General features: G+C 61.7%; 24 protein-coding genes and 1 pseudogene. 8 read left to right on the forward strand and 17 right to left on the reverse strand.

All coding sequences use genetic code 11. The annotated features are described in order from the left end of the window. Nucleotides 1-89: 89 nt before the first annotated feature. Both BS630_RS18745 and BS630_RS18750 read right to left on the reverse strand, forming a co-directional pair. Nucleotides 90-1,163 carry a helix-turn-helix transcriptional regulator gene (locus BS630_RS18745; protein WP_077978582.1) on the reverse strand — a complete coding sequence of 358 codons (1,074 nt, stop codon included), beginning with the start codon at nucleotides 1,161-1,163 and terminating at the stop codon, nucleotides 90-92. A 104-nt stretch (nucleotides 1,164-1,267) separates the two neighbouring features. After that, a complete protein-coding gene (locus BS630_RS18750; protein ID WP_077978583.1) occupies nucleotides 1,268-2,248 on the reverse strand; it encodes an SDR family oxidoreductase in 981 nt (326 codons plus the stop codon). A gap of 266 nt (nucleotides 2,249-2,514) precedes the next feature. Between BS630_RS18750 and BS630_RS37405 the strand changes: the two genes are divergently transcribed. Further along, complete coding sequence (locus BS630_RS37405; RefSeq protein WP_020050553.1) at nucleotides 2,515-2,691, forward strand: hypothetical protein; 177 nt, start codon at nucleotides 2,515-2,517, stop codon at nucleotides 2,689-2,691. 8 nt (nucleotides 2,692-2,699) lie between these two features. Further along, nucleotides 2,700-3,074, forward strand: a complete 375-nt coding sequence (locus BS630_RS18755) for a VOC family protein (protein ID WP_077978584.1) — start codon at nucleotides 2,700-2,702, stop codon at nucleotides 3,072-3,074. Nucleotides 3,075-3,169: 95 nt separating this feature from the next. Here BS630_RS18755 and BS630_RS18760 read toward each other — a convergent pair whose 3' ends face one another. Next, nucleotides 3,170-3,751: a dienelactone hydrolase family protein gene (locus BS630_RS18760; protein ID WP_077978585.1), complete on the reverse strand. Its 582-nt coding sequence runs from the start codon at nucleotides 3,749-3,751 to the stop codon at nucleotides 3,170-3,172. Nucleotides 3,752-3,933: 182 nt separating this feature from the next. On the opposite strand from BS630_RS18760, the gene BS630_RS18765 reads away from it, so the two are divergent. Next, complete coding sequence (locus BS630_RS18765; protein ID WP_077978586.1) at nucleotides 3,934-4,569, forward strand: cysteine hydrolase family protein; 636 nt, start codon at nucleotides 3,934-3,936, stop codon at nucleotides 4,567-4,569. Between the two features lie 198 nt (nucleotides 4,570-4,767). Here the strand turns inward: BS630_RS18765 and BS630_RS18770 are convergent, their stop codons facing one another. The 3 genes from BS630_RS18770 to BS630_RS18775 are packed head-to-tail and all read right to left on the reverse strand — an operon-like array spanning nucleotide 4,768 to nucleotide 8,435. Then, nucleotides 4,768-6,756 (reverse strand): primary-amine oxidase, encoded by a 1,989-nt coding sequence (locus tag BS630_RS18770; RefSeq protein WP_077978587.1) that lies wholly within the window; start codon nucleotides 6,754-6,756, stop codon nucleotides 4,768-4,770. Between the two features lie 60 nt (nucleotides 6,757-6,816). Further along, nucleotides 6,817-6,987: a hypothetical protein gene (locus BS630_RS37410; RefSeq protein ID WP_165940265.1), complete on the reverse strand. Its 171-nt coding sequence runs from the start codon at nucleotides 6,985-6,987 to the stop codon at nucleotides 6,817-6,819. Beyond that, on the reverse strand, nucleotides 6,984-8,435 hold the full coding sequence (locus BS630_RS18775) for an APC family permease (protein ID WP_077978588.1): 1,452 nt from the start codon (nucleotides 8,433-8,435) through the stop codon (nucleotides 6,984-6,986). Before BS630_RS18775 ends, BS630_RS37410 begins: the two co-directional genes overlap by 4 nt. 121 nt (nucleotides 8,436-8,556) lie before the next feature. Here BS630_RS18775 and BS630_RS18780 point away from each other — a divergent pair, with 121 nt between their 5' ends. Then, on the forward strand, nucleotides 8,557-9,594 hold the full coding sequence (locus tag BS630_RS18780) for an AraC family transcriptional regulator (RefSeq protein ID WP_077978589.1): 1,038 nt from the start codon (nucleotides 8,557-8,559) through the stop codon (nucleotides 9,592-9,594). 46 nt (nucleotides 9,595-9,640) lie between these two features. Here the strand turns inward: BS630_RS18780 and BS630_RS18785 are convergent, their stop codons facing one another. From BS630_RS18785 to BS630_RS18820, 8 genes are all read right to left on the reverse strand, one after another. Further along, nucleotides 9,641-10,333: a molybdate ABC transporter substrate-binding protein gene (locus BS630_RS18785; protein ID WP_183594412.1), complete on the reverse strand. Its 693-nt coding sequence runs from the start codon at nucleotides 10,331-10,333 to the stop codon at nucleotides 9,641-9,643. 42 nt (nucleotides 10,334-10,375) lie between these two features. Further along, complete coding sequence (locus BS630_RS18790; protein ID WP_077978592.1) at nucleotides 10,376-10,735, reverse strand: cytochrome C oxidase subunit IV family protein; 360 nt, start codon at nucleotides 10,733-10,735, stop codon at nucleotides 10,376-10,378. 7 nt (nucleotides 10,736-10,742) lie between these two features. Further along, the gene (locus tag BS630_RS18795) at nucleotides 10,743-11,462 is read right to left on the reverse strand and encodes a heme-copper oxidase subunit III family protein (protein ID WP_017961022.1); all 720 of its coding nucleotides are present in this window, start codon (nucleotides 11,460-11,462) and stop codon (nucleotides 10,743-10,745) included. Between the two features lie 11 nt (nucleotides 11,463-11,473). Further along, nucleotides 11,474-12,193, reverse strand: coding sequence for a cytochrome c oxidase subunit 3 (locus tag BS630_RS18800; RefSeq protein WP_077978593.1), 720 nt, complete (start codon nucleotides 12,191-12,193; stop codon nucleotides 11,474-11,476). Continuing rightward, nucleotides 12,190-13,968: a cytochrome c oxidase subunit I gene (ctaD, locus tag BS630_RS18805; protein WP_077978594.1), complete on the reverse strand. Its 1,779-nt coding sequence runs from the start codon at nucleotides 13,966-13,968 to the stop codon at nucleotides 12,190-12,192. The genes BS630_RS18800 and ctaD overlap by 4 nt, the downstream gene beginning before the upstream one ends. Nucleotides 13,969-14,013: 45 nt before the next feature. Beyond that, complete coding sequence (locus tag BS630_RS18810) at nucleotides 14,014-14,832, reverse strand: cytochrome c oxidase subunit II (RefSeq protein WP_077978595.1); 819 nt, start codon at nucleotides 14,830-14,832, stop codon at nucleotides 14,014-14,016. Nucleotides 14,833-14,979: 147 nt separating this feature from the next. Further along, a complete protein-coding gene (locus tag BS630_RS18815) occupies nucleotides 14,980-15,369 on the reverse strand; it encodes a c-type cytochrome (RefSeq protein ID WP_026158740.1) in 390 nt (129 codons plus the stop codon). 160 nt (nucleotides 15,370-15,529) lie between these two features. Next, nucleotides 15,530-16,543, reverse strand: coding sequence for a LysR family transcriptional regulator (locus BS630_RS18820; RefSeq protein ID WP_077978596.1), 1,014 nt, complete (start codon nucleotides 16,541-16,543; stop codon nucleotides 15,530-15,532). Between BS630_RS18820 and BS630_RS18825 the strand changes: the two genes are divergently transcribed. Next, on the forward strand, nucleotides 16,542-17,912 hold the full coding sequence (locus BS630_RS18825) for a lactonase family protein (RefSeq protein ID WP_077978597.1): 1,371 nt from the start codon (nucleotides 16,542-16,544) through the stop codon (nucleotides 17,910-17,912). The genes BS630_RS18820 and BS630_RS18825 overlap by 2 nt on opposite strands. A gap of 77 nt (nucleotides 17,913-17,989) precedes the next feature. Here the strand turns inward: BS630_RS18825 and BS630_RS18830 are convergent, their stop codons facing one another. After that, on the reverse strand, nucleotides 17,990-18,931 hold the full coding sequence (locus tag BS630_RS18830) for an MYG1 family protein (RefSeq protein ID WP_077978598.1): 942 nt from the start codon (nucleotides 18,929-18,931) through the stop codon (nucleotides 17,990-17,992). A gap of 226 nt (nucleotides 18,932-19,157) precedes the next feature. On the opposite strand from BS630_RS18830, the gene BS630_RS18835 reads away from it, so the two are divergent. Further along, nucleotides 19,158-19,649, forward strand: a complete 492-nt coding sequence (locus tag BS630_RS18835) for an HIT family protein (RefSeq protein WP_077978599.1) — start codon at nucleotides 19,158-19,160, stop codon at nucleotides 19,647-19,649. A 1-nt stretch (nucleotide 19,650) separates the two neighbouring features. Here the strand turns inward: BS630_RS18835 and BS630_RS18840 are convergent, their stop codons facing one another. Together BS630_RS18840 and BS630_RS38030 are read right to left on the reverse strand one after the other, a co-directional pair. After that, nucleotides 19,651-19,836, reverse strand: coding sequence for a hypothetical protein (locus BS630_RS18840; protein WP_077978600.1), 186 nt, complete (start codon nucleotides 19,834-19,836; stop codon nucleotides 19,651-19,653). A gap of 3 nt (nucleotides 19,837-19,839) precedes the next feature. Further along, nucleotides 19,840-19,941 (reverse strand): annotated as a pseudogene (locus tag BS630_RS38030) (histidinol phosphatase); the annotation flags it as partial. Nucleotides 19,942-20,139: 198 nt separating this feature from the next. Between BS630_RS38030 and BS630_RS18845 the strand changes: the two are divergent. Together BS630_RS18845 and BS630_RS18850 are read left to right on the forward strand one after the other, a co-directional pair. Continuing rightward, on the forward strand, nucleotides 20,140-20,397 hold the full coding sequence (locus BS630_RS18845) for a type II toxin-antitoxin system Phd/YefM family antitoxin (protein WP_027668851.1): 258 nt from the start codon (nucleotides 20,140-20,142) through the stop codon (nucleotides 20,395-20,397). Continuing rightward, a complete protein-coding gene (locus tag BS630_RS18850) occupies nucleotides 20,394-20,777 on the forward strand; it encodes a type II toxin-antitoxin system VapC family toxin (RefSeq protein ID WP_020050577.1) in 384 nt (127 codons plus the stop codon). The genes BS630_RS18845 and BS630_RS18850 overlap by 4 nt, the downstream gene beginning before the upstream one ends. The last annotated feature ends 18 nt before the right edge of the window (nucleotides 20,778-20,795 follow it).

A 20,795-nucleotide genomic window follows, 5' to 3' on the forward strand; every position in this document is an offset into this window, starting at 1 on the left:
CTGGCTGGATGAAGCGGCGGTTGCCAGCCCCGTCCTTCAAGGCCCTACGGGGCGCTCAGGATGAGGCTGGGGAGAGGACAGGCGTCACTTCAGGACGAAGCCGAAGAGACGCCGGATCCGCCCTTCCTCTCACGCCAGGCAAGCGGCGTCATATCCGTGACCCGGCGGAATTCACGGTTGAAGTTGGACTTGGTCTGGAAGCCGACCTCGAACATCACCTCGGTCACCGATTTCTGGCTCGCGGCAAGCAGCCGGCAGGCCTCGCCGATCCTGTAGTCATTGACATATTGCGAGACGTTCTTGTCCATCGCCCGGTTGATCGCCGCCGAGATCTGGCGGGCGGGAATGCCGGCCTTGCGGGCCAGCCGGTCGAGATTGAGATTGGCATCGCGATAGAGTTTTTTTGCCTCCATCAGCGCATCGACCGTGGCGATCGTCTCCTTGTCTTCGGTCGTTTCGGACTTCAGCACCGCCTCCACCGTCTCGGCCGGCGCCCGGCTTCGGCTGGCGGCGGCTGCCGCAATGCCGAGGATGACGAGAACCGCGAGATTGCTGACGCTGATCAGCGTCAGCGCATGCTCGCCATGCGCCCATGTGAAATCGAGAAAGACGAAGATATCGACTGAGGCCGACAGGCACAGCGCCACCGCCGCGAAGATGATGGCCCGATAGGCCGGCACCGCTCCCTCGAAGGGCGCAAGCCGAAGCGCATCCGCGCCCGGCCGCATCAGAAGCAGGATCGCCAGGGCATAGCCGACGAAAACAAGCACCAGCGCGACATCGATCGCATCCCGCCGGAGCGCCATCAAAAGCAGGATGACCGCGGCGGGCACCGCATGCAGTGCAATGCGCGTCGGCAGCGGCCGCCGGCTCGTCCTCACCAGCCTGGAAACCCCGGCATAGGCAAGTGGCGGCACCATCGCCGCGGTGACAGGCGCGATCACGCCCACCGCCTGCACCCCATAGCCCCAGCGCAGGCCGGAGAGGACGGATTGCAGCACGGCGAGCAGGATCAGTGCCAGAAACGGCAGGTTGGGCTGCGCCTCCTCGTCGCGCCTGAGGACGGCAACGAAGAGGATGAGCAGCAGCAGGGCAACGACGAAAGGAAGCGGAATGAACAGCATGGCCTGATAGGATCGAAGTGGCGAATGGATGGCCATCATTGCCGAGATCCTCAGCCGGCGCGACCTCCATCATGTTTTAGGACGCGTTAGGCTGGGATTTTTTTGTGAGCGGCATGCCATGAAGTTGCTCTACTGCGAGCTGCCTAGCCGAGTGCGCTTTGTGCTGCGCAGATCCGATCGACCAAAGCATCGAGATCGCCCCTTGGCGGACGGTTCTTGGCCAGGCGCTGCTTGAGATGCATGATCGGCTCCGCCAGAATTTCATCAAGGCTCTCGGCGCAGGTGAAGTCGCCCGCCACGCTTTTGACCTTTGAATTGTCAAAGATCGCCGACCATGCCTTGTCGCCCCGCAGCGGCCCAATCCACTCCGGATTGTACCGGACCAGGGTGTCCGTCGGCACGTGCACGATCCTGGCCTCGACATCAAGCAATCTGGCGATCGTCTTTTGAATATCGTTCCAGATGTGGGCGCGGTCCGAGGTGATGTGGAAGATCTCGTTCAACGCCGCCGGCTTGCCGAAAAGCCCGACAAAGGGCACCGCGAAATCAACCGAGCGGGTCAGTGTCCAGGGCGTGTGGCCATCGCCGGCTACGATGGTGGGCTCGCCGTCCAGCATGCGTCTCGCCATGACATCGCTGTCGCCCATCATGATCGGCAGGCCGGTGCGAACAGTGTGACTGGGGCGGACGATGGTCCAGGCGAGATTCTCGGAATTCGTGAGCAGCGTCTCGCAGGCAATCTTGTCCTGACTATAGCGCCAGTAGGGGTTGATCGCCGGTGTCTGCTCGGTAATCACATAATGGCGCGGCGGCTTTTCATAGACCGAAGCCGAAGAGATGAAGATGTACTGGCCGCAGTGCCCGGCAAACACATCGATGTCACGCGCGACTTGATCGGGCGTAAAGGCAATGAACTGGCACACGACGTCATAATTGGCCTTGGCCAAGTCCGCATAGGCGGGCGCCGCGAGATCGCCGACGATCGAGGTAACCCCCGCAGGCAATGGCTCGCCTCTCAAACTGCGGTTATAGACGCTGACATCGTGGCCCTGAACCACGGCGCGCTCGACGCATGGATATGAAATCTGGCCGGTACCGCCAACGAAAAGGATTTTCAAAGCCATGTGAAGGACCTCGGTGTCGGATGTAGCGGGGATATGCGGTCAGTCTTCATAGCGCGAAAGAAATCGGTCGTCTCCTGCAAAAACACGTGCACCGGCTCACGTCGTTTGGATCGACCTGTCGCGTAAACCAGCGTGGTGGCAGTCCGCATAAACCGATCGGACGACGTGAGGTTCGGCCGCAACCAGCCATTGCCGATACCGCAAAGATCTCTATCTCAAGCCAATAATGCCCTTCTGTTTGAGATCAGCACAAGACGGAGGCTTTCTTGAAAGATTATCTTCCCTATGCAGCCGGGGTGCTGGCAGGATTATTGGTCGCCTTCCTCATGTCTGGCCTGTTGGCGCTGACGGAGACACCGCAGCTCTTACTTTTCGCATTGCTGCCGGCCGTCGGTGGCGCGCTCGTCGAACGCGTTTGCCGTCGCCGGCCCAACAATTCTTGAAGGATTCCATGGCAAGGCTGAAAGAAATCGTCATCGATTGCGACATTCCCTCGCGTGTCGCCCGGTTCTGGGCGGAGGCGCTCGATGGCTACGACGTGATGCCATATGACGACGACGAACTGGACCGCCTTGCCGCTCTCGGATTGACACCCGAGACTGACCCGACCGTGATGGTCGAAGGTCCCGGAACCCGCCTTTGCTTCCAACTTCGCCAGGGGGAACGTCCCGCCCGCAACCGACTGCATCTCGATATTGCCACCCCCGATCGGGCCAGGGAGGTAGAACGGCTTTTATCCCTCGGAGCGAGCTTCGTCCGGGAAGCGGATGGCTACACGGTCTTGAATGATCCCGAAGGCAACAATTTCTGCGTGGTGTCGGAATAGTCCGCTCCGCGCCGAAGCCGCGCTGCAGGATGAACGGCATCTATCTCCGGACGGCTATACCGGAGCCAAACCGGATCTCCCGCGGAATGTCTGGATCAGACGTGATTCAGAAATTCGAGCACGCGGAGGGTGAGCAGCGCGGTCGCATCCGCGTCATAGGACGGCAGCGAGCTGTCGGCGAAGTAGTGCTGATCGCCTGGGTACAGGAAAAGCTCCGCGTCCTCGACCTTCTCCACGATCTCTCGGGCGGCGTCGATGTCGCCCTCGCCAACAAAAATCGGATCGTTGTCCATGCCGTGGATCTGGACCGCGACGCCGTCCGACCAGGGTCCGAAGGCCCACTCGCCGCTGATCGGCAGGCAGGAGTAGAAGAGCAGAGCCCCGCTGGCGCCGGGCCGCGTCTGCGCCAGCTTCTGCGCCGGCAGCACCCCGAAGGAGAACCCGGCATAGACGAGCCCGGCAGGCAATTCGTCGGCGAGGCGCACGCCGCGCTCCCGCATGGCGTCGAATCCGATTTCGCCGATATAGGCGATCCCCGCTTCGATGCTTGGGAATGTGCGCCCGTCAAACAGATCAGGCGTGTGCACGATGTGACCGGCTGCCCTGATATCGTCGGCAAACGAGCGCACACCCGGCGTCAGCCCCTGTGCGTGATGGAACAAAAGGATCTCAGCCATAAGAAGCCTCCGGGCGGGACGGTCGGGCGCATCGCCACTCTACAGCGTCGCCGCTTCGCCGGAAAGACGTCAGTCGCGGACCAAGCCGCCGACAATGTCCGCCTCGCCCCGGAAACGGTCACCTTCTGCTTGCCGGACGCAATTCATCTCCTCTACATAAGCAGGAAAAGAGGAGGCCGAGCATGCATTCCATCAAACACCCCGGCAAGACGATCGGCGATTTCTGCCGGCCGGATCAAATGGCTCTCGTCGTCTATGACATGCAGGTCGGCATCATGCGGCAAATGCCTGACGGCGCCGGCATCACCGCCCGTGTCCTGTCGGTTCTGACCGCCGCGCGGGCATCGAACTTTCCCGTCATCTTCATGCGGCACATGTCGATGCCGCTCGCTCTGATGGGCGCCTTCCAGCGCCGTCAGGCCATGGCCTGGCAAAGGATCGACGATCCGGCCGCCATCAAGCCCTGGTTTCTCAGAGGAAGCGAAGGTTTCGAGATCGTGCCCGAACTTCAGCCGCGCTACGACGAGGCGGTGATCGACAAGATCACCTTTTCGGCTTTCGAAGGCACGCCTTTGTCGATCATTCTGCGCGATCTGGGTCTGACCAGCTTCGCCATTTGCGGCGTTGCCACCGAAATCGGCATCGAGCCGACGGTTCGCCACGGTGCCGACGTCGGGCTTGTGCCGCTCGTCATCAGCGACGCCTGCGGCGCCGGGGATGCCGAGGCCGCCGAGCGCTCATTCGCCAACATGGCCTTCATGGGAGATGCGCTGATCTGCCAGTCGGCCGATTTCATCGCAGCAGCCCGGCAGAGCTGACGCTCTCCCGACCTGCCGTGTGAGGCTTCGCGGCGACCGCGCGCGCCCCTTGGGTCAGCCCCTGTCGTGACGAAACAACAAGACCCCAGCCATAGGGAGCCTCCGGGGTGGGACAATAGGGCACACATTCTGCACCTCTACAGCGCCTCGCCTCGCCGGGAAGACGTCAGCCGCGCGCCAGGCCGTCGAGCATTACAGCTATGTGTGGCAGCAGGAACCGTTTCCGGTGTCATCGGCCGAAGGTTGCAGCAGGCGATTGTCGACACTCTGGCTGTTTCCCTCCGGCGGCAGGTCCATGGCAATGTTGGAAGCGAAGAAGCCGTTCGGTTTCAGCGTGAAACCGGCATATTCCACCGGCATGATCGGAAAATCCTCGGGCTTGCAGACATGGGTATGGCCGAAGGAATGCCACAACACGACATCGGCATTCTCGATTTCGCGGTTCTGCTTGACATAACCCGGCAGGCCGTCGCCGCCGGCATGCACGTTCGGATAATCGCCGCTCGCATATTTTTCCCTGGCATCGAAGGCCGTGACCCAGATGTGTTTCTTGGCGAAGCCGCCGCGCTGGGCAACGGTCGAATCCGGCTGGGCAAGCATGACCGGCGACGGCATGACGACAATCTTGTAGCCCGGCGCATTGCCGATGCTGTTCTTTATGTTGGGGTTGGAGACTTTCCAGTAACGGCCGGTCTCGCCATTGGCGAGTGCCGGCGAATCGAGTTCGCGCTTCAGCACCCGGCTCCTGGTATCGAAGACATTGCCATAGGGATTGTCTTCGCCCCAGGGACGCGGCACGAACTCATGCTCGGTCACGGTATTGTCACCACCGTCGACATCCATGTGCAGGCGCGCATTGAAGAAATGCTGGTGGGTCGGACCGCCGAGATTGTCATCGACCATGCCGCCCCATGGATAGGTTTCGCCGGTCGCGACCGCCGCCGTCTGGATGATGCCGGTGAGCTTGGCTTCGAGCTGGATCGTGCCGTCCTGGTAGAGATACCAGTAGAAGCCGTAATCGTAGTTGCCGACGGTTGCGAAGAAGGAGATGACGAGGCGGCGCGAACGGCGCACTTCGAAAATACCGTTGCGGAATTCGTAATGCTTCCAGAGGATGCCGTAATCCTCCTCATGCATGCAGATCGCGTTCTTCATGATGAAGGGCTGGCCGAGATCATCCGCCGCCGGCACGTCGAAATAGTGAATATGGCCGAGGCAGTCGCAGCCGAGTTCGAGGCAATTGGCTAGGCGTCCGAGGCCATATTCGCCAGCATCGAAGGCGCTCTTCCAATAGTGGTTCGCGGTCGGATCGGCATAGGGCACGACCATTTCCGTGACACTGGCGCGAAAGACGACGGGTCGCAGCCTGCCCTCATCCTTGATGCCGAGTTCATGCAGAACGAGGCCTTCGCGCGGCGTGAAACCGACACGGAAACTCCAGTTCTGCCATTCGACTTTCCAGCCATCGACCGTAAAGCTCGGCCCTTGCGGCTGAACGATATGCAGCGGCGTGAGATCGGGCCGCGGTTCCGGGAAGGTTTCGCGGCCATAATTGCGCTTCTTCCTCGGAACCGGAATGATCTTCTCGTCGTCGACGAGATCGACCACTCGGTTGGTGATCAGATCGACCACCGCCACCACGCCCTCGATCGGATGCGCGTAGCCGTTGTCTCGGACATCCTCGCGCCAATAGGACACGGCGCGGACGATGCGCTTTCCCTTCTCGAATTCGCGGCCAAAATAGCCCGAGGAAAAAGGATCGATCTGGATAAGCGGAATATCCTCGTCGGTAATGCCGCGCTTCTTGACGGCAGCGATCCAGCGCGGATCGGATTTGACGGTGCCTTCAACGGTTTCGAATTCGCACAGCATGATCGGCGGCTGACCGTAGGGCAGTTCATCGAGAGGCAGCCGGATATAGGACACCGTGCCGGCAGTCAGGTCTACGATGCCCTCGAAGGTTTCGCCATTGCTGATGTCGATTGCCAGGATGAAGGCAAGCCGCGGCAGCCTGTCGCCCAGGCGATAGGCGGCAAGATCCGCCTTGGTCGGCTCCTCCAGCCGGGTGATCGGAAAGCGGAAGGTGGCCGCGAGTGTCTGCCTATCCTTGAGTATGGCAACGGCGGAAGCGATCTCGTCGAGGCTCAAAGGATCGAGCGGATGGGTAACTGCGACAACGGCGTCCATTGGTATACCTCTTGTTTTTGGAAGAGACGACGCAACATGGCGCGTCGCTAGCTGCGGTGATCAGGATCGACCGGAGCAGATCTGTGGCTCGATCATCTGGTTTGCATGAATGCAGAACAGAGAGCAGAAGGCGTGTGCCTCGACGGCAACCAGCAATGTTGCGCCGGCAAGGATCGCGACTGCGAGAACCAGAAGGCGATCGACGGATGCAAATTCAGCAACCGCACTCATTCGAAGACCTTTCCAAGCGAGGCGTAGAGAGCGGGCTTGGATCTCTTGACCCGGATCGCAAACAGCGCGCCCAAAATCCCCACCAGCACCATGGCATAGGGGAAAGCCTTGACGATCGGGCTTTCGCTGCCGGAAAGGAGTGAAAGATTGGAACTGACCAGCACCAACGAACCCATGAGACCGAGCAGCGCCAGCACTGGCGCGGTCATCGTGGTCCAGGCGCTGTAGCTGTTCGGCGTCTTGCGAAAGAACATGATGATCGCGACGGAGACAAGCACCTGCACCAGCAGAATACCGATACCTGCCAGCGCCGCCATCCACGAGAACACGACAGTATAGGGATCGGCACCGAAGATCACGAACAGGGCAAGGACAACGGCCGCGACCAGACTTTGCAGAAGACCTGCAGCGTAGGGTGAGCCATGTTTGGTATGAACCTTGCCAAGCACCTTGGCGGCCAGACCTTCACGGCCGAGAGCGAAGAAATAGCGGTTGAGCGTATTGTGGAAGGACAGGATGCAGGCAAACAGGCTGGTGATCAGCAGCACGTTCATCACCTGGCTCGACCATGGGCCAAGCACGGAATTGGCGGCAGTGAAGTAGAAGCTGTCGAGGCTGGCAGCAGCAGCAGCCTGCACCTTGCCCGGACCGTAGAATTGCACGATTGCCCAGGTGGAGAAGGCATAGAAGAGGGTGATGAGCAGCACCGCGACATAGGTGGCCCGGGGAATGGTCTTTTCCGGATCCTCGGCTTCCTCGCCGAAAATGGCCGTCGCTTCGAAGCCGATGAAGGAACCGATGACGAAGACCAGCGCCACACCAAGACCGGGCGCAAAGACCGACGATGGCATGAAGGAGGAGAAGGTGATGCCTTCCGGTCCGCCGCCAGAAAAGACGATGGCAAGATCCAGAACCAGCAAAATGGCGATTTCGGCAATCATGCAGACGCCGAGGATCGCGCCTGAGAAGGCGATGTTGCGCTGACCGCAGACCAGCACGACGACGAGTGCCGCGAAGGCGAAGGCCCACCAGGGCAGGACCAGCCCGAGCGGCGCTATGGCATTGGCCATGAAGAAACCAAACAGGCCATAGATGGCGATCTGAACCGCGCTATAGGTGACCAGCGCCATGAAGGCACCACCCACACCGGCCGGCTTGCCAATACCGTGGGTGATATAGGTGTAGAAGGCTCCTGCCCCGCCCACATGCCGGCTCATGGCGGTGAAGCCAACCGAGAAGAGCAGGTAGAGCAGGCCGGCAAGCACGAAAGCGCCGGGAACGCCTGCGCCGTTGCCAAAGGCAAAAGCGGCCGGCGAAGCGCCGACGACGGCTGTCAGCGGCGCGGCCGCGGCAACGACGAAGAACACGATGTGGGCGAGGCCGACCGAGTTCCTGGCCAGACGACGCTCCGGCGATAATGGTGCGGGCATGCTTGCTTCCAGTGTCATGGAGAACCCCTCTTTGCTTGTTTGTTGGCAAGAAGGTAAGCGCGGCGATCTGGCCCCGAAATTGCAGTTTATGCCAATGAATCGATAATTCGCGCCACGAAGGTCACCGGAGACGCTGAAAATGGCAGTTGCATCGCATTTGATCAGCCGCATGCCCGCAGTTGCTTCAATTCGAGCCTCCGTCTTGATCCCGCTGGTGCAACAAATCGATAAAAGATCCGGGAAAACCGACCTTCTTCTGGCTTCGCACGGCATTCTGCGCTCGCAATTGGAAGATCCCTACGCTGTCCTGCCCATGGCCCGTTATGTCGCGCTGTTCGAGGAGGCCGCGACGATAACCGGTGAACCGGCACTGGGAGCCCGCATGGGCACCGGTTTCAAGCCCGCCGACATCGGCCCCATCGGCATGCTCTTCGCGCTCTCGCCGACCATTCGGAGCGCTTTCGAGCGGCTGTCGAAATATGTCAACGCGGTACAAGGCGCGACCAGTTCCGGCGTGTTCGAGGAGAATGGCGATTTTGTCTGGAGCTACCGGATCGTCGATCCCAGCATGTGGCCGCGCCGGCAGGACAGCGAATTCACGATCGCCGCCTCCTGTCAGCTCGTCCGTTCGTGCTTCCGTCGCGGCTGGCGGCCGATCGAAATGCAGCTCGAGCATCACGCCCCGCGCGACGCCGGCGTGCTCGAACGCATCTATGGCGCGCCCATCCTGTTCGGCCAATCCAGCAACCGGATCGTCATGAACAAGGCGGAGGCTGACCGTGTACATCGTGCGGAAGACAAAAGCCTGATCGAAATCCTGGAGCGGCATATCGGCGATCTGGTCAACGAGCCAGCGGCCGGCGATATCCTCAAGGAAAAGGTCCAGGCCCTGATCAGCATCTATCTCGGCCGCAAACCGGTGACAGTTGCAACGCTTGCCGCCGAACTGAAGATGTCGCCGCGAAGCCTGCAGCGCCGGCTGTCAGAGGAAGGCGTGTCGCTTCGCGATCTCGTTCGCCAGCACCGCCAGACACTCGCCGCCCACTATCTCGGCGACCGACATGCCGCACCGATGTCCGAGATTGCGCGTGTGCTGGGTTATGCAGACAACACCGTGCTCTGGCGTGCGCTGCGGTCCTGGGAGAAGAAGGGGAGCCCCCTACCTTCGAGACGTTGAAAATCAGACGATGACCGTGAACCGATCGCTGCTTATCAAGCAGCTTTCAGCGGCGCTCGACGCCCTTTGCCGCCAGAATATCGTCGACGGCTGTCGACGTCAAAAATTCCGACAGCTGCCTGGCCGCTTCTGCGTCCGTTGAATCGGCGCTGATGCCAATAGCGAAGTCAATGTAACTTTGGAGTTCTGCCGGAAACCGACCGACAAGCACGACCTCGGGAGCGGCGGCGAGAATCGACGTCACGGGAACAACGCCCAACTCGGCCTCCCCACGGCCTACGGCCGGCGCGGTCTGCCCTCCTGATATGGCCACCAGCTTGGGCTTTACCTCATCGGCTATTCCCAAGCGCTCCAGCAAACCGGAGAAGTAGCCGCCGCTACTTCCCTCACTGGCGTAGGCGATCGATCTGGCGCTCTTCAACGCATGTTTGAATGCTTCCACCGATCCGACGTCGAGCGGCCGACCGCCTGCCTTGGCCGCCACCCCCATTGCTATCCGGCCGAACGCGACCTCGCTCCCCGCCTTTATCTTTCCCAAGGCGGCCAGATCCTCAACTAGGTTCGGATTGGTGATGACGAGGTCAAAAGGCTCCCCAGCTTCAATCTGCTTCTTGACGACAGGATTGAGCTCCCACTTGACCGCAACTGTGAATCCTGTGTCCGTTTCGAACCGGGATATGAGAGCAAGGACGGCGGGTCGGACCGCAATAGCGCCAAAAAGGCGGATTTCCTGGGTCATGGCCGAAGTCCGCTCCGATCTTTCCATCCTGCCCAGCAGACCCTACGGCCCAGCCCCAAAGAACGCCAGCCGGGTGAAGATCGTGTAGTCTGCTTCCGATACCATCAGCGCCACGAAAACCAGCACCAGCAGCGGCGGCAGCAGGATGGCGTAGACGAGCGCCAGCCGTTCCCAGGCCATGTGCATGAAGACGGCGACGATCAGCCCAGCCTTCAGCATCATGAACACCAGGATCAGCGTCCACCTGAGATAGCCCTGGATGCCGAGATAATCGACCATGTAGGAAAGGGCGCTGAGCACGAAGAGCAGGCCCCAGACGAAGAGATAGAGCCGAATCGGGTGCTGCTGTCCGGTTTGGGGCTGCTGTCCCCCGATGTGTGCATGCGCTGTTGTCTCGCTCATGACGACCTCACCACAGGTAAAAGAACGCGAAGATGAAGACCCAGACCAGATCGACGAAGTGCCAGTAGAGGCCCATGATCTCGACGGCCTCGTAGCGGCCTTTCCGGCTGGTGAAGAAGCCGCGCCGTTCCACATCGAAATCGCCGCGCCAGACCTTGTGGGCGACGATCAGCAGGAAGATGACGCCGATCGTGACGTGGGTGCCGTGAAAGCCGGTGATCATGAAGAAGGTCGATCCGAACTGTGCCGCCCCCCACGGGTTCTCCCAGGGTCGCACGCCTTCGGTGATCAGCTTCGTCCATTCGAAGGCTTGCATGCCGACGAAGCATGCCCCGAGAACGGCCGTCAGCAGCATCAGCATCGCCGTCATGCGGCGGTCGCGGCGATAGCCGAAATTGACCGCCATCGCCATGGTGCCGCTGCTCGAGATCAGCACGAAAGTCATGATCGCGATCAGGATCAGCGGAACGTTCTGGCCGCCGATATGCAGCGCGAAGACCTCGCTCGGGTTAGGCCAGGCGACCGGCGTCGACATGCGGGCGGTCATATAGGCGATCAGGAAACAGCCGAACACGAAGGTGTCGCTCAAGAGAAAGATCCACATCATCGCCTTGCCCCAGGAGGCGGTCTTGAAGGCGCGCTGATCCGAGCTGAAATCGGCGGCGACACCGCGCAGACCGGCTGGCCGGAGGTCGGGCTCGCCGTGTGTATCGATAGTCTGTGCCATCTGCAAATCTCCTAACTGAGCAGTGTGCGGCAGAGATCGACGAAATCATTCGCCCAGCCGGCAAAGAGCGCGAAGAGCAAGATCCAGACGGCGAGCATGAAATGCGAATAGATGGCGGAAAGATCGACGCTGAGGCGCAGCCTCTCCGGCGCAACGTTGGTTGAAAATGCCCTGACTGTCGTATGCGCGAGCACGGCAAGCCCGCCGAGGATATGCAGGCCGTGCAGGCCGGTCAGCATGTAGAAGAAGCTGTTGGAAGGGTTATCGGCCAACACGTACCCGGCCGCCGTCAGCTCCCGCCATGCCTGGATCTGCCCGATGAGAAAGAAGATGGCAAGCGCAAGTCCTGCAGCAAGCGCCGGTCGCAGCACCTCCATGCGGCCATGCTCTGCTTCTCTTTTCGCCCATTGCAGGGCAGCGCTGCTTAAGGCCAGTGCCGTAGTGTTCACCCAGAGCAGCCGGGGAACAGGCGTCGCCCACCAGTCGGTCGACGCCATGCGCATGAAATAGGCGCTGACGGCAAGGCTGAAGACGGCGCCGACGACGCCGAGAAACACGAAGAGCCCGATTTTCACCGCCGGCGCCGGCAGCCTTTGCCGCTCGGCACCGTCATGACCCGGCAACTGCACCGACCCGGTTTCGAGCCAGGGCTTCGAGGTCAACCGCTGCCCGGAAAGCCACCAGAAGATAATGGCGGCGACTGCGGCAAGGAAGATCAGCGTGACGTTCATGCCGGAACCTCCCGTGTGACGTCGCCGCTTGCCGGCACATTCTGCGGAATGAAATCCTCGGCCGCCCCCGGCACGCTGTAGTCATAGGCCCAGCGGTAGACGACAGGCAGATCCTTGCCCCAGTTGCCGTGGGCGGGCGGCGTCTGCGGCGTCTGCCATTCGAGCGTTGTTGCCCGCCACGGATTGCCGCCGGACTCCCTGCCCCGGAAAAGGCTCCAGACCAGATTGAACAGGAAGACCATCTGTCCGGCCCCGACGATCAGCGCCATGACGGTGATGAAGATATTCAGCGTATCGGCCGAAGGCGGAACGAAGGCCGTCTCTCCCATCTCGAAGTAACGACGTGGCACGCCGAGCAGGCCGAGATAGTGCATCGGAAAGAAGATCGCATAGGTGCCGAGGAAGGTGATCCAGAAGTGGATATGGCCGAGCACGTCGTTCAGCATGCGTCCCGTCACCTTCGGATACCAGTGATAGATCGCCCCGAAGATGACGAGGATCGGCGCGACCCCCATGACCATGTGGAAATGCGCGACGACGAACATCGTATCCGACAGCGGCACGTCGACGACGACGTTGCCGAGGAACAGACCCGTCAGGCCGCCATTGACGAAGGTGACAATGAAGGCGAGCGCAAAGAGCATAGGCAGGGTCAGGTGGATGTCGCCACGCCAGAGCGTCAGCACCCAGTTATAGACCTTGATCGCCGTTGGGACGGCGATGATCAGCGTCGTCGTGGCGAAGAAGAAGCCGAAGGCCGGGTTCATGCCGCTGACATACATGTGGTGCGCCCAAACGACGAAGCTGAGCGCGCCGATGATGACGATCGCCCAGACCATCATGCGGTAGCCGAAGATGTTCTTGCGCGCATGCGTGCTGATCAGGTCCGAAACGATGCCGAAGGCCGGCAATGCGACGATATAGACCTCCGGATGCCCGAAGAACCAGAAGAGGTGCTGGAAGAGGATCGGGCTGCCGCCGCCATGCTGCAGCTGCGTGCCCATTTCGACGATAGCAGGCATGAAGAAGCTCGTGCCGAGCAAGCGATCGAACATCATCATGACGCAGGCGACGAAGAGGGCGGGAAAGGCGAGCAGCGCCATCACGGTCGCGGTGAAGATGCCCCAGACCGTAAGCGGCATGCGCATCAGTGTCATGCCGCGAGCGCGTCCCTGCAGTACGGTCACCACATAGTTCAGCCCACCCATGGTGAAGCCGATGATGAAGACGATCAGCGAGGAGAGCATCAGCAGGATACCCCAGTCCTTTCCGCCGGGTGTGCCGGAGAGAACGGCCTGTGGCGGATAGAGCGTCCAACCGGCCCCCGTCGGCCCTCCGGGGGCGAAGAAGCCCGCGGCGAGGATCAGTACTGCGAGCAGATAGATCCAATAGCTCAGCATGTTGGCGTAGGGAAACACCATGTCGCGCGCGCCGACCATCAGCGGAATGAGGTAATTGCCGAAGCCGCCGAGGAACAGCGCGGTCAGCAGATAGATCACCATGATCATGCCGTGCATGGTGATGAACTGATAATAGTGATCGGCATCGATAAAGGTGAAATAGCCGGGAAAGGCGAGCTGAATCCGCATCAGCCAGGAGAGCACCAGCGCCACCAGGCCGATCGCGATCGCCGTGATCGAATATTGCACGGCAATGATCTTGGCATCCTGGCTGAACACATATTTCGTCCACCAGCTTTTCGGATGATAGAGTTCGACATCCTCGACTTCGGCAGAGGGGATGGCGCCTGCGCTGTCGGATGGAATCTCGACCATGATCTCTCTCCCCTTCGTCTCCCAGCGGTCTGCGACCGCTGGGGTTCAGTTTGGCGGCGGTAGCTCTCCCGATGACGCCGTAAGCTGGGTGAATGTCTGCTGCTGTCCGAGCCAGGTCTGGTAGTCGGCGTCGGCTTCGACCACGACGGTGCCGCGCATTTGCCCATGGCCGACGCCGCAGAGTTCGGCGCAGAGAATATCGAAGGTCCCTGTCCGCGTCGGCGTGAACCAGAAATAGGTGATCATGCCGGGTATCATGTCCATCTTGGCACGGAATTCCGGCACATAGAAATCATGGAGCACATCGACCGAGCGCAGTAATATGTGCACCGGCTTGCCGATCGGCAGATGGAGTTCGCCGCCCTCGATGATGACGTCGTCAAGGCCGCTTGCGTCGTTTTTATCAAGGCCGAGCGGGTTTTCGGGGGTGACGTCGCCGGTCTCGGCGCGGCCGAGCTTTCCGTCGGCTCCGGGCAGCCGGAAACTCCACAGCCATTGCTGGCTGACGACCTCGACCGATGCGGCATCGGCAGGCACCGTGATGAACTGGTTCCACACGATCAGGCCGGGCGCCAGCATCGCCGCAACGCCGACCGCCGTTCCCCCTCCCAGCAGCAATTCCAGCCTGCGGTTCTCGGGCTCGTAATGTGCCCGGTTGCCGGGCTTGTGCCGGAAGCGGAAGACGCAATAGGCCATGAACGAAACCACCGCCACGAAGACGATGCCGGTGATCCAGAAGGTGATGACGAGGGTGGTGTCGATATAGGTCCAGTTGGACGCGATCGGCGTCCACCACCACGGGCTCAGCACATGGAACAGCACGGAGCCGACGACAATCAGGACGAGGATCAGCACGACAGCCATGTCCGCTCCTCCTCGAGCAGGTCGACCCGTGAAACCGCATTCCGCAAAAAGTCCGTGTTTATTATCGCACAGATAGAAAATATCGGCAATTACGGCAATTTAGGCATGCACCCCCCAGGCGCGAGCCGCCATTTGGAGTATTGCCCATCACTTGGAATATTGCTTGAGATAGGCGATGAGATTGGTGATTTCCTGGTCGTCCTTCACCCCGACGAAGGCCATCTTCGTACCCTTCACCTTCCCCTTCGGATTGTGCAGATAGTCGCGCAGCGCCGTCTCGTCCCAGACGAGACCGCCCTCGCCGGCCGCCTTCATTCCGGCCGAATAGGCGTAATCGGGATGCGTTCCGGCCTTCCGGCCGAACAGCCCATTCAACGACGGGCCGACCTTGTTCGTATCGGAATCGGCGACATGACAGGTCGCGCACTTTTTGAAAACGGCCGCACCCGCCGTCGCATCGCCCTCCTGCGCCCCGGCGTTACCAGGACAAAGAGCAATGACGGATGTGGCGATCAGCAGAACAACACGGTAATCCACGGCAAACCTCATCCTCCTCAAGGTTGCCAGCCACTTGCACCCTCCGCTATCTCTCGCGTGTGGGTAGTGGTTGTTATGGCTTAAAGCTTAGTCCTTCGTGGCAACAAGTCAATCGGTTCCGCAATTCGGCACGGGTGTTCGCTGCCACACCTCCCGCCGTTCATGACGTCCGCTCCGGCAAATCGCCCTGCCCGACCAACCCTCTCACGATCTCCAGGAAGCGCTCGCCGCTCGCCGACAATGCCGGCGGGCGCCATGCGGCGGCGATCGGTAGGGATGGCGGCGGCGGCAGGACGGGGCGGTAGGCGACGCCCGGCCGGGCGGCTTTCGCGATGCCCGAGGTGACGAAGCCGAGACCGGTTCCGGCCGCAACGAGGCCAACCAGCGTCGTCATCGGCGTAACCTCTTGGACGATCCGGGGGCTGATGCCCTCGCCCCTGAAAAGGGCGATCACACGGTCGTATATGCTGGGACCGATCGCCCGCGGCGCAAGCAACAAGGGCTCGCCGGCAAGATCGGCGACGCGGATGACCGGCTGCTTCGCCAGCCGGTGCGTCGCCGGAAGCGCCAGCACGAACGGCTCGTCCGGCAGGGAGTGGATAATCAGATCCCGCGAAAGCGGTGGATGCAGCACGCCGAGGTCGATGTCGCCCGATGCAAGGGCGGCTTCCAGCAAAGGCGAACTCATCTCGATGAGATCGACATCGACTTGCGCGTAGCGGGCACGAAACGCTTGCACCGCCTCCGGCAGGACGCCGTAAAAGGCGATCGGCGTGAAGCCGAGCCGCAGGCGCCCGATCTCGCCGCGCACCGCCCGCAGGGCTTCGGCCTTCGCCATCCCGGCATGCAGCACCGCCTCGCGGGCCGGGCCGAGGAAGGCAGCGCCCGCCGGCGTCAGCGCCACGCCGCGGCGGTCGCGCTCGAAGAGATCGGTCCCGACCTCGCCTTCCAGCACCCGGATCCGTTGGCTGAGCGCCGGCTGGGTCAGGTTCATCCGTTCCGCCGCGCGGCGGAAATGCAGGTCTTCGGCAACGGCCACGAAACAGGCGAGCGTGCGGATGTCCAGGACAGCCTCCTGATGCGAAATACCTATCACAGGCGACAGGATTGCGATTGGAAAATTATCAGCATCGGCGGCATTTTCAAAGGACCGCCAACAAGGGAGCAGGATCATGAACGGACCAGTCCTCACCGCCGCGACGCTCGCCATCACCTTTAGCCTCGCCGCGCCCCAGAGCACGCAAGCCGCCGAAGGCGCGCAAGCCGCGTCCAAGATTCTCGGCCGCATCTCGGCGAGCCGGATCGCCGTCATATCCGACGGTGATTTTCTCGCCCGGACCTACGGCACCGCCGAGCTTGCGCCGCGAAATGCCGGCTATCGCGATCTGCTGACGATCATGTCGCCAGCCGGGGACAAGATTGTCACCGGTTCGATACCGGTCTCCAATTCGGTGACCTCGGCGCCTGAAATCCTCGCCCTCAGCGAAGACGGGCAAACCGCCTTCGTCGCAGAAAGGCTGGGCGAACGTCCAAAGGGCGGCAACAGGATCAGCGACCTGCCGCCGGGCCGGCGGCTCTTCGCGGTCGACCTTTCGGACGGCGCGGCACTCCGCCTCTCCGACACGGTGGAGATCGAAGCCTTCCCCGAGGCCTTGTCCCTCAGCCCTGATGGAGAGAGCGTCGCCGTCGTTTCCAACACGCCGGAGGCGAGCTTCGTCCAGATCGTCGCCTATCGCGATGGCCGCTTCAGCCGCCTCGCCCGGTTCGACCTCGCAGAGCTCGGGGTGAGGGGATCGGAGCCGGCCCCGCGCGGCGGCGTGACCGCGACCAACGTCCACTGGCATCCCTCAGGCCGCTTCCTGGCAGTCAACATCAATACGCAAAACCGGGTCGCCTTCTTCGAGGTCACCGGAGCCGACGGCGCGCCCATCCTGCGCCCATGGGGCAATGTCGTGGAGGTTGGCGCCGATCCCTTCGTCGGCCGTTTCACACCCGACGGGCGCCACTATCTCACCGCCAACTGGGGCCGGAACTTCGCCGCCAAGAACCTGGAGGGCCGTATCCCGCAGACACCGTCGACGATCAGCGTCATCAGGCTCGCCGATCCCGCGACACCACGACAATCGGCCCGCCACGATCTCCTCGGCGGTGCCGAGACCGGCCTCTCCTCCGAGGGCATCGCCATCAGCCCGGAAGGCCGGCTCGTCGCCACCGTCAACATGCGCGGCACCGCCTTCCCGCCGGGCTCCGCCCGCTTCGACCGCAACGCCAGCGTCACGCTTCTGAGCTTCGACCCGGCGACCGGCGCCATCTCCAGGCTCGCAGACTATCCCTTCGAAGGGCCACTGCCGGAAGGCGGCGCCTTCGATCGGACAGGAGACCACTTCCTCGCCACCGTGTTTCAGGGCCATGATGGGGCGAGGCCCGAGGCCGGCTCGGGGCTCGAGGTCTTCCGCGTCGCAAAAGGCGACCGGCCGGCGCTTAAGCGGCTCGGCCGCGTGCCGCTGCCGCACGGCGCCCACCATGTCGATCTCGCACCGTAGGGCGCCCGCAGATTCACGCAGACGGCGAAGCTGAGGAAATATCATTCAATGTCGGACTGATGACCTTCAATGCGACCTCAGCGGCCGCCATTTGACTGTGCCCCGATCGAAAGCGCCTCCTTTACCGCCAGTTCGGCCATGGCGAGAGCGGCCTCCCGCGTCCTGGCGGCGGCGATGAAGCGGCCGTTGTGGCAGAAGCTTGCGCCCTCGATGCCGCAAACCGCCTCCAGTGCACCATTGGTGAGCCCGGCCCAGGCCGCCGGAAGGTCGGCCCGGAGCTCGAACCCTTCCTCGGCGCGGCGAATGCCGGTCACGCACCAATCCTTTTCACGCGGGTGAACGACGAACAGCAGGTGATCGGCGCCCGCCTTGACGATGGCGGGACGGAAGGGCATGCCCCTCGGTAATTCCAGAACACGCCCCTGCCCCGCGGCCTCGATTGCCCGATGCACGATCGCCTCGGCCCGCAATTTTGCGGCACTTTGGGCGATCCTGGCCTCGACGAAACTGCGGGCAATGGCAAGGGCTGCGTGGAAGGCACGATCGTCGGCCTCAGGGTCCGCTTCGTCGAAAACCGGTTTCAGGGTTTCCAGCAGCACCGGCAGCGTCAGCCCGGCCAGCGGCCCGGATGGGCTGAGCGCGCCATTATCAGTCAGATCGATCGGCAGCACGAAGCCGTCGTCGAAAGAGCCATGCATCGCCTCGACATGCGCTTCGGGAAGGTCGGAGGCTGCGAGATAGTCACGGCCGTAATGCTTCCAGATCAGCCCGAACGAGCTGTAGGGCTGGCCATCCTCGCGCAGCGGCGCGCCGCGCTGGTGGTGATCGAATATCCCGGCAGCAGGGTTATAGGATCCGCCGACATCGTAGATGATCCGGTCTTCGCCCGGCGTGATCCACTCCGGCGCCCGGCTGCGAACGATACGCGCCTGCGGGAAAAGCCGGGTCAGGATGACGCTCGACAGCAATTCATCGGCATGAAAGCCACCGGAATGGGTGACGAGGAAATCGGGGATCATGGGAGCTATGCACCTTGTCGTTCGCGGAGAGTCCGCTTGCAGGTCGGCACCAAATAACCGTTGCCGGCTGCTATCTCAACCCATACCCTAAATCGGAGAGGATTTAAGAATAAAATGATGCAGCAATCCAATGTGTTACAGCGTCCTTTCGCACCACGCCAAGATACCGGTCTCTAGTTGAATTCATCGAAGCCCCTGAAGGGTGCATCAGGATAAGAGGCAGTCCGTGGAGATCCCTCAGCACTTTCACGTTGTCGAGACGGCCGGATGGCTTGTGAACCACCGCATGAACTCCGCCCTTCCCGGTTACCTCATGATCAGTTCCAAGACTGACACCAACGATCTGTCGGATCTGCCCGAAGACGCTTTGGCCGAATTCGGCCCGTTGCTTGCAAGGGCTCAGAGCACGCTGAAACGGCAATTGAATGCTCAGCGCGTCTATATCGGCCGGTACGGGCACATGCCCAGTTATCCGATCCACTTCCATGTGATCCCGATATATGACTGGGTGGAGGAGTTGTTCTGGAAGGACGCTCGATATCGCCTGCTCGAGAATTTTGCAGAAGGACCGGGGGAAACTGCAACGGATGGCGCAGAACTGACGCTGTTTGTCTGGCGCGAGTTCTGCGAACGCGCAGAGCCGCCGCCGATCAGAGGGCCTTCGGTCTCAGAGGCCATCGAGCTGCTGCGAGAGGCAATGCGGTTTCCGCCGCTTTAGATCATGCATGTCGCCGGAAAATGCCCAGCGGTTTTGGCAGGACGGTATGGATGAAGAGAAAGGGGTCCAAGATAGCGCCGGCCTCGTGACCTCTGGCGATCCTATGGCCGAAAGCGAGGTCGAAGGTCTCCGGCCGTCTCGACCAATAATCGCGGATCTCCTCCATGAGATCGAAATTCCCGACCATCCGTCAATCCATGACGTACTGGATATGATGCCGGCCGTGCACGGCTGATTTCCGGACATGGGCGCGAACGCCGAAGACCCGGCCGATCATATTCTCGGTCAGCGGCATGGGGGATGACGAGGCCGACGAAGCCGATCGAACCCACCATGCTGACGACGCTTGCATGGCTTCATGCCGCCGTTCGCTGCGCGAACTATCCCCGCGCCGTCCGTGACCTGCGAAGATTATCCGTTGATATGGTCCAGCGAATGGTCTAATTTTCCAGAAGAAACTGGTCTGCACTGGTCCTGGAGAGTGCGAACGATGCGAGTGTCTGTGACGGATGCCAAGGGACAATTGACCGAACTGGTCCGGCGCGCCGAAGCCGGGGACGAGGTCATCCTCACCCGGCACGGTCATGCCGCCGTGAAGCTGGTTCCGGTGAGGGCAGCGCCCGATCGGAAATCCCGCCGGACGCTCATGGAAGCGGTGCGGGCCTCCGCCATTGCCAAAGCCGCCGACGGGCCGCCGGCCGCACGCAGCCAGGATTTCCTCTATAGCGATGACGGCCTGCCCGAATGATCGCCGTCGACACCTCCGCCCTGATGGCGATCGTGCTTGGCGAACCACAAGCCGATGCCCTGATTGCCGTCCTCGAAGCCGACGACGATCTCCTGATCTCCGCCGGCACGGTCGCCGAAGCCCTGATCGTCTCGGCCCGTCGCAACGTCGGCGATGAAATGGAACAACTGATCGACGGCCTCGGCTTCGAAATCGTCGCCGTCACCCCTGCCTCCGCCCGCCGCATCGCCGAAGCCTACCGCACCTGGGGCAAAGGCGCCCATCCCGCCAGCCTGAACTTCGGCGACTGCTTCGCCTATGAGGTGGCTCGGGAGCATGCGTGCCGGCTGCTATTTGTCGGCGACGACTTCGTCAGGACCGATGTGGAAAGCGCGCTTTGAACGATGCGGCGGTTGCCA

The sequence above is a fragment of the Rhizobium laguerreae genome, assembly GCF_002008165.1.
GTDB lineage: Bacteria > Pseudomonadota > Alphaproteobacteria > Rhizobiales > Rhizobiaceae > Rhizobium > Rhizobium laguerreae.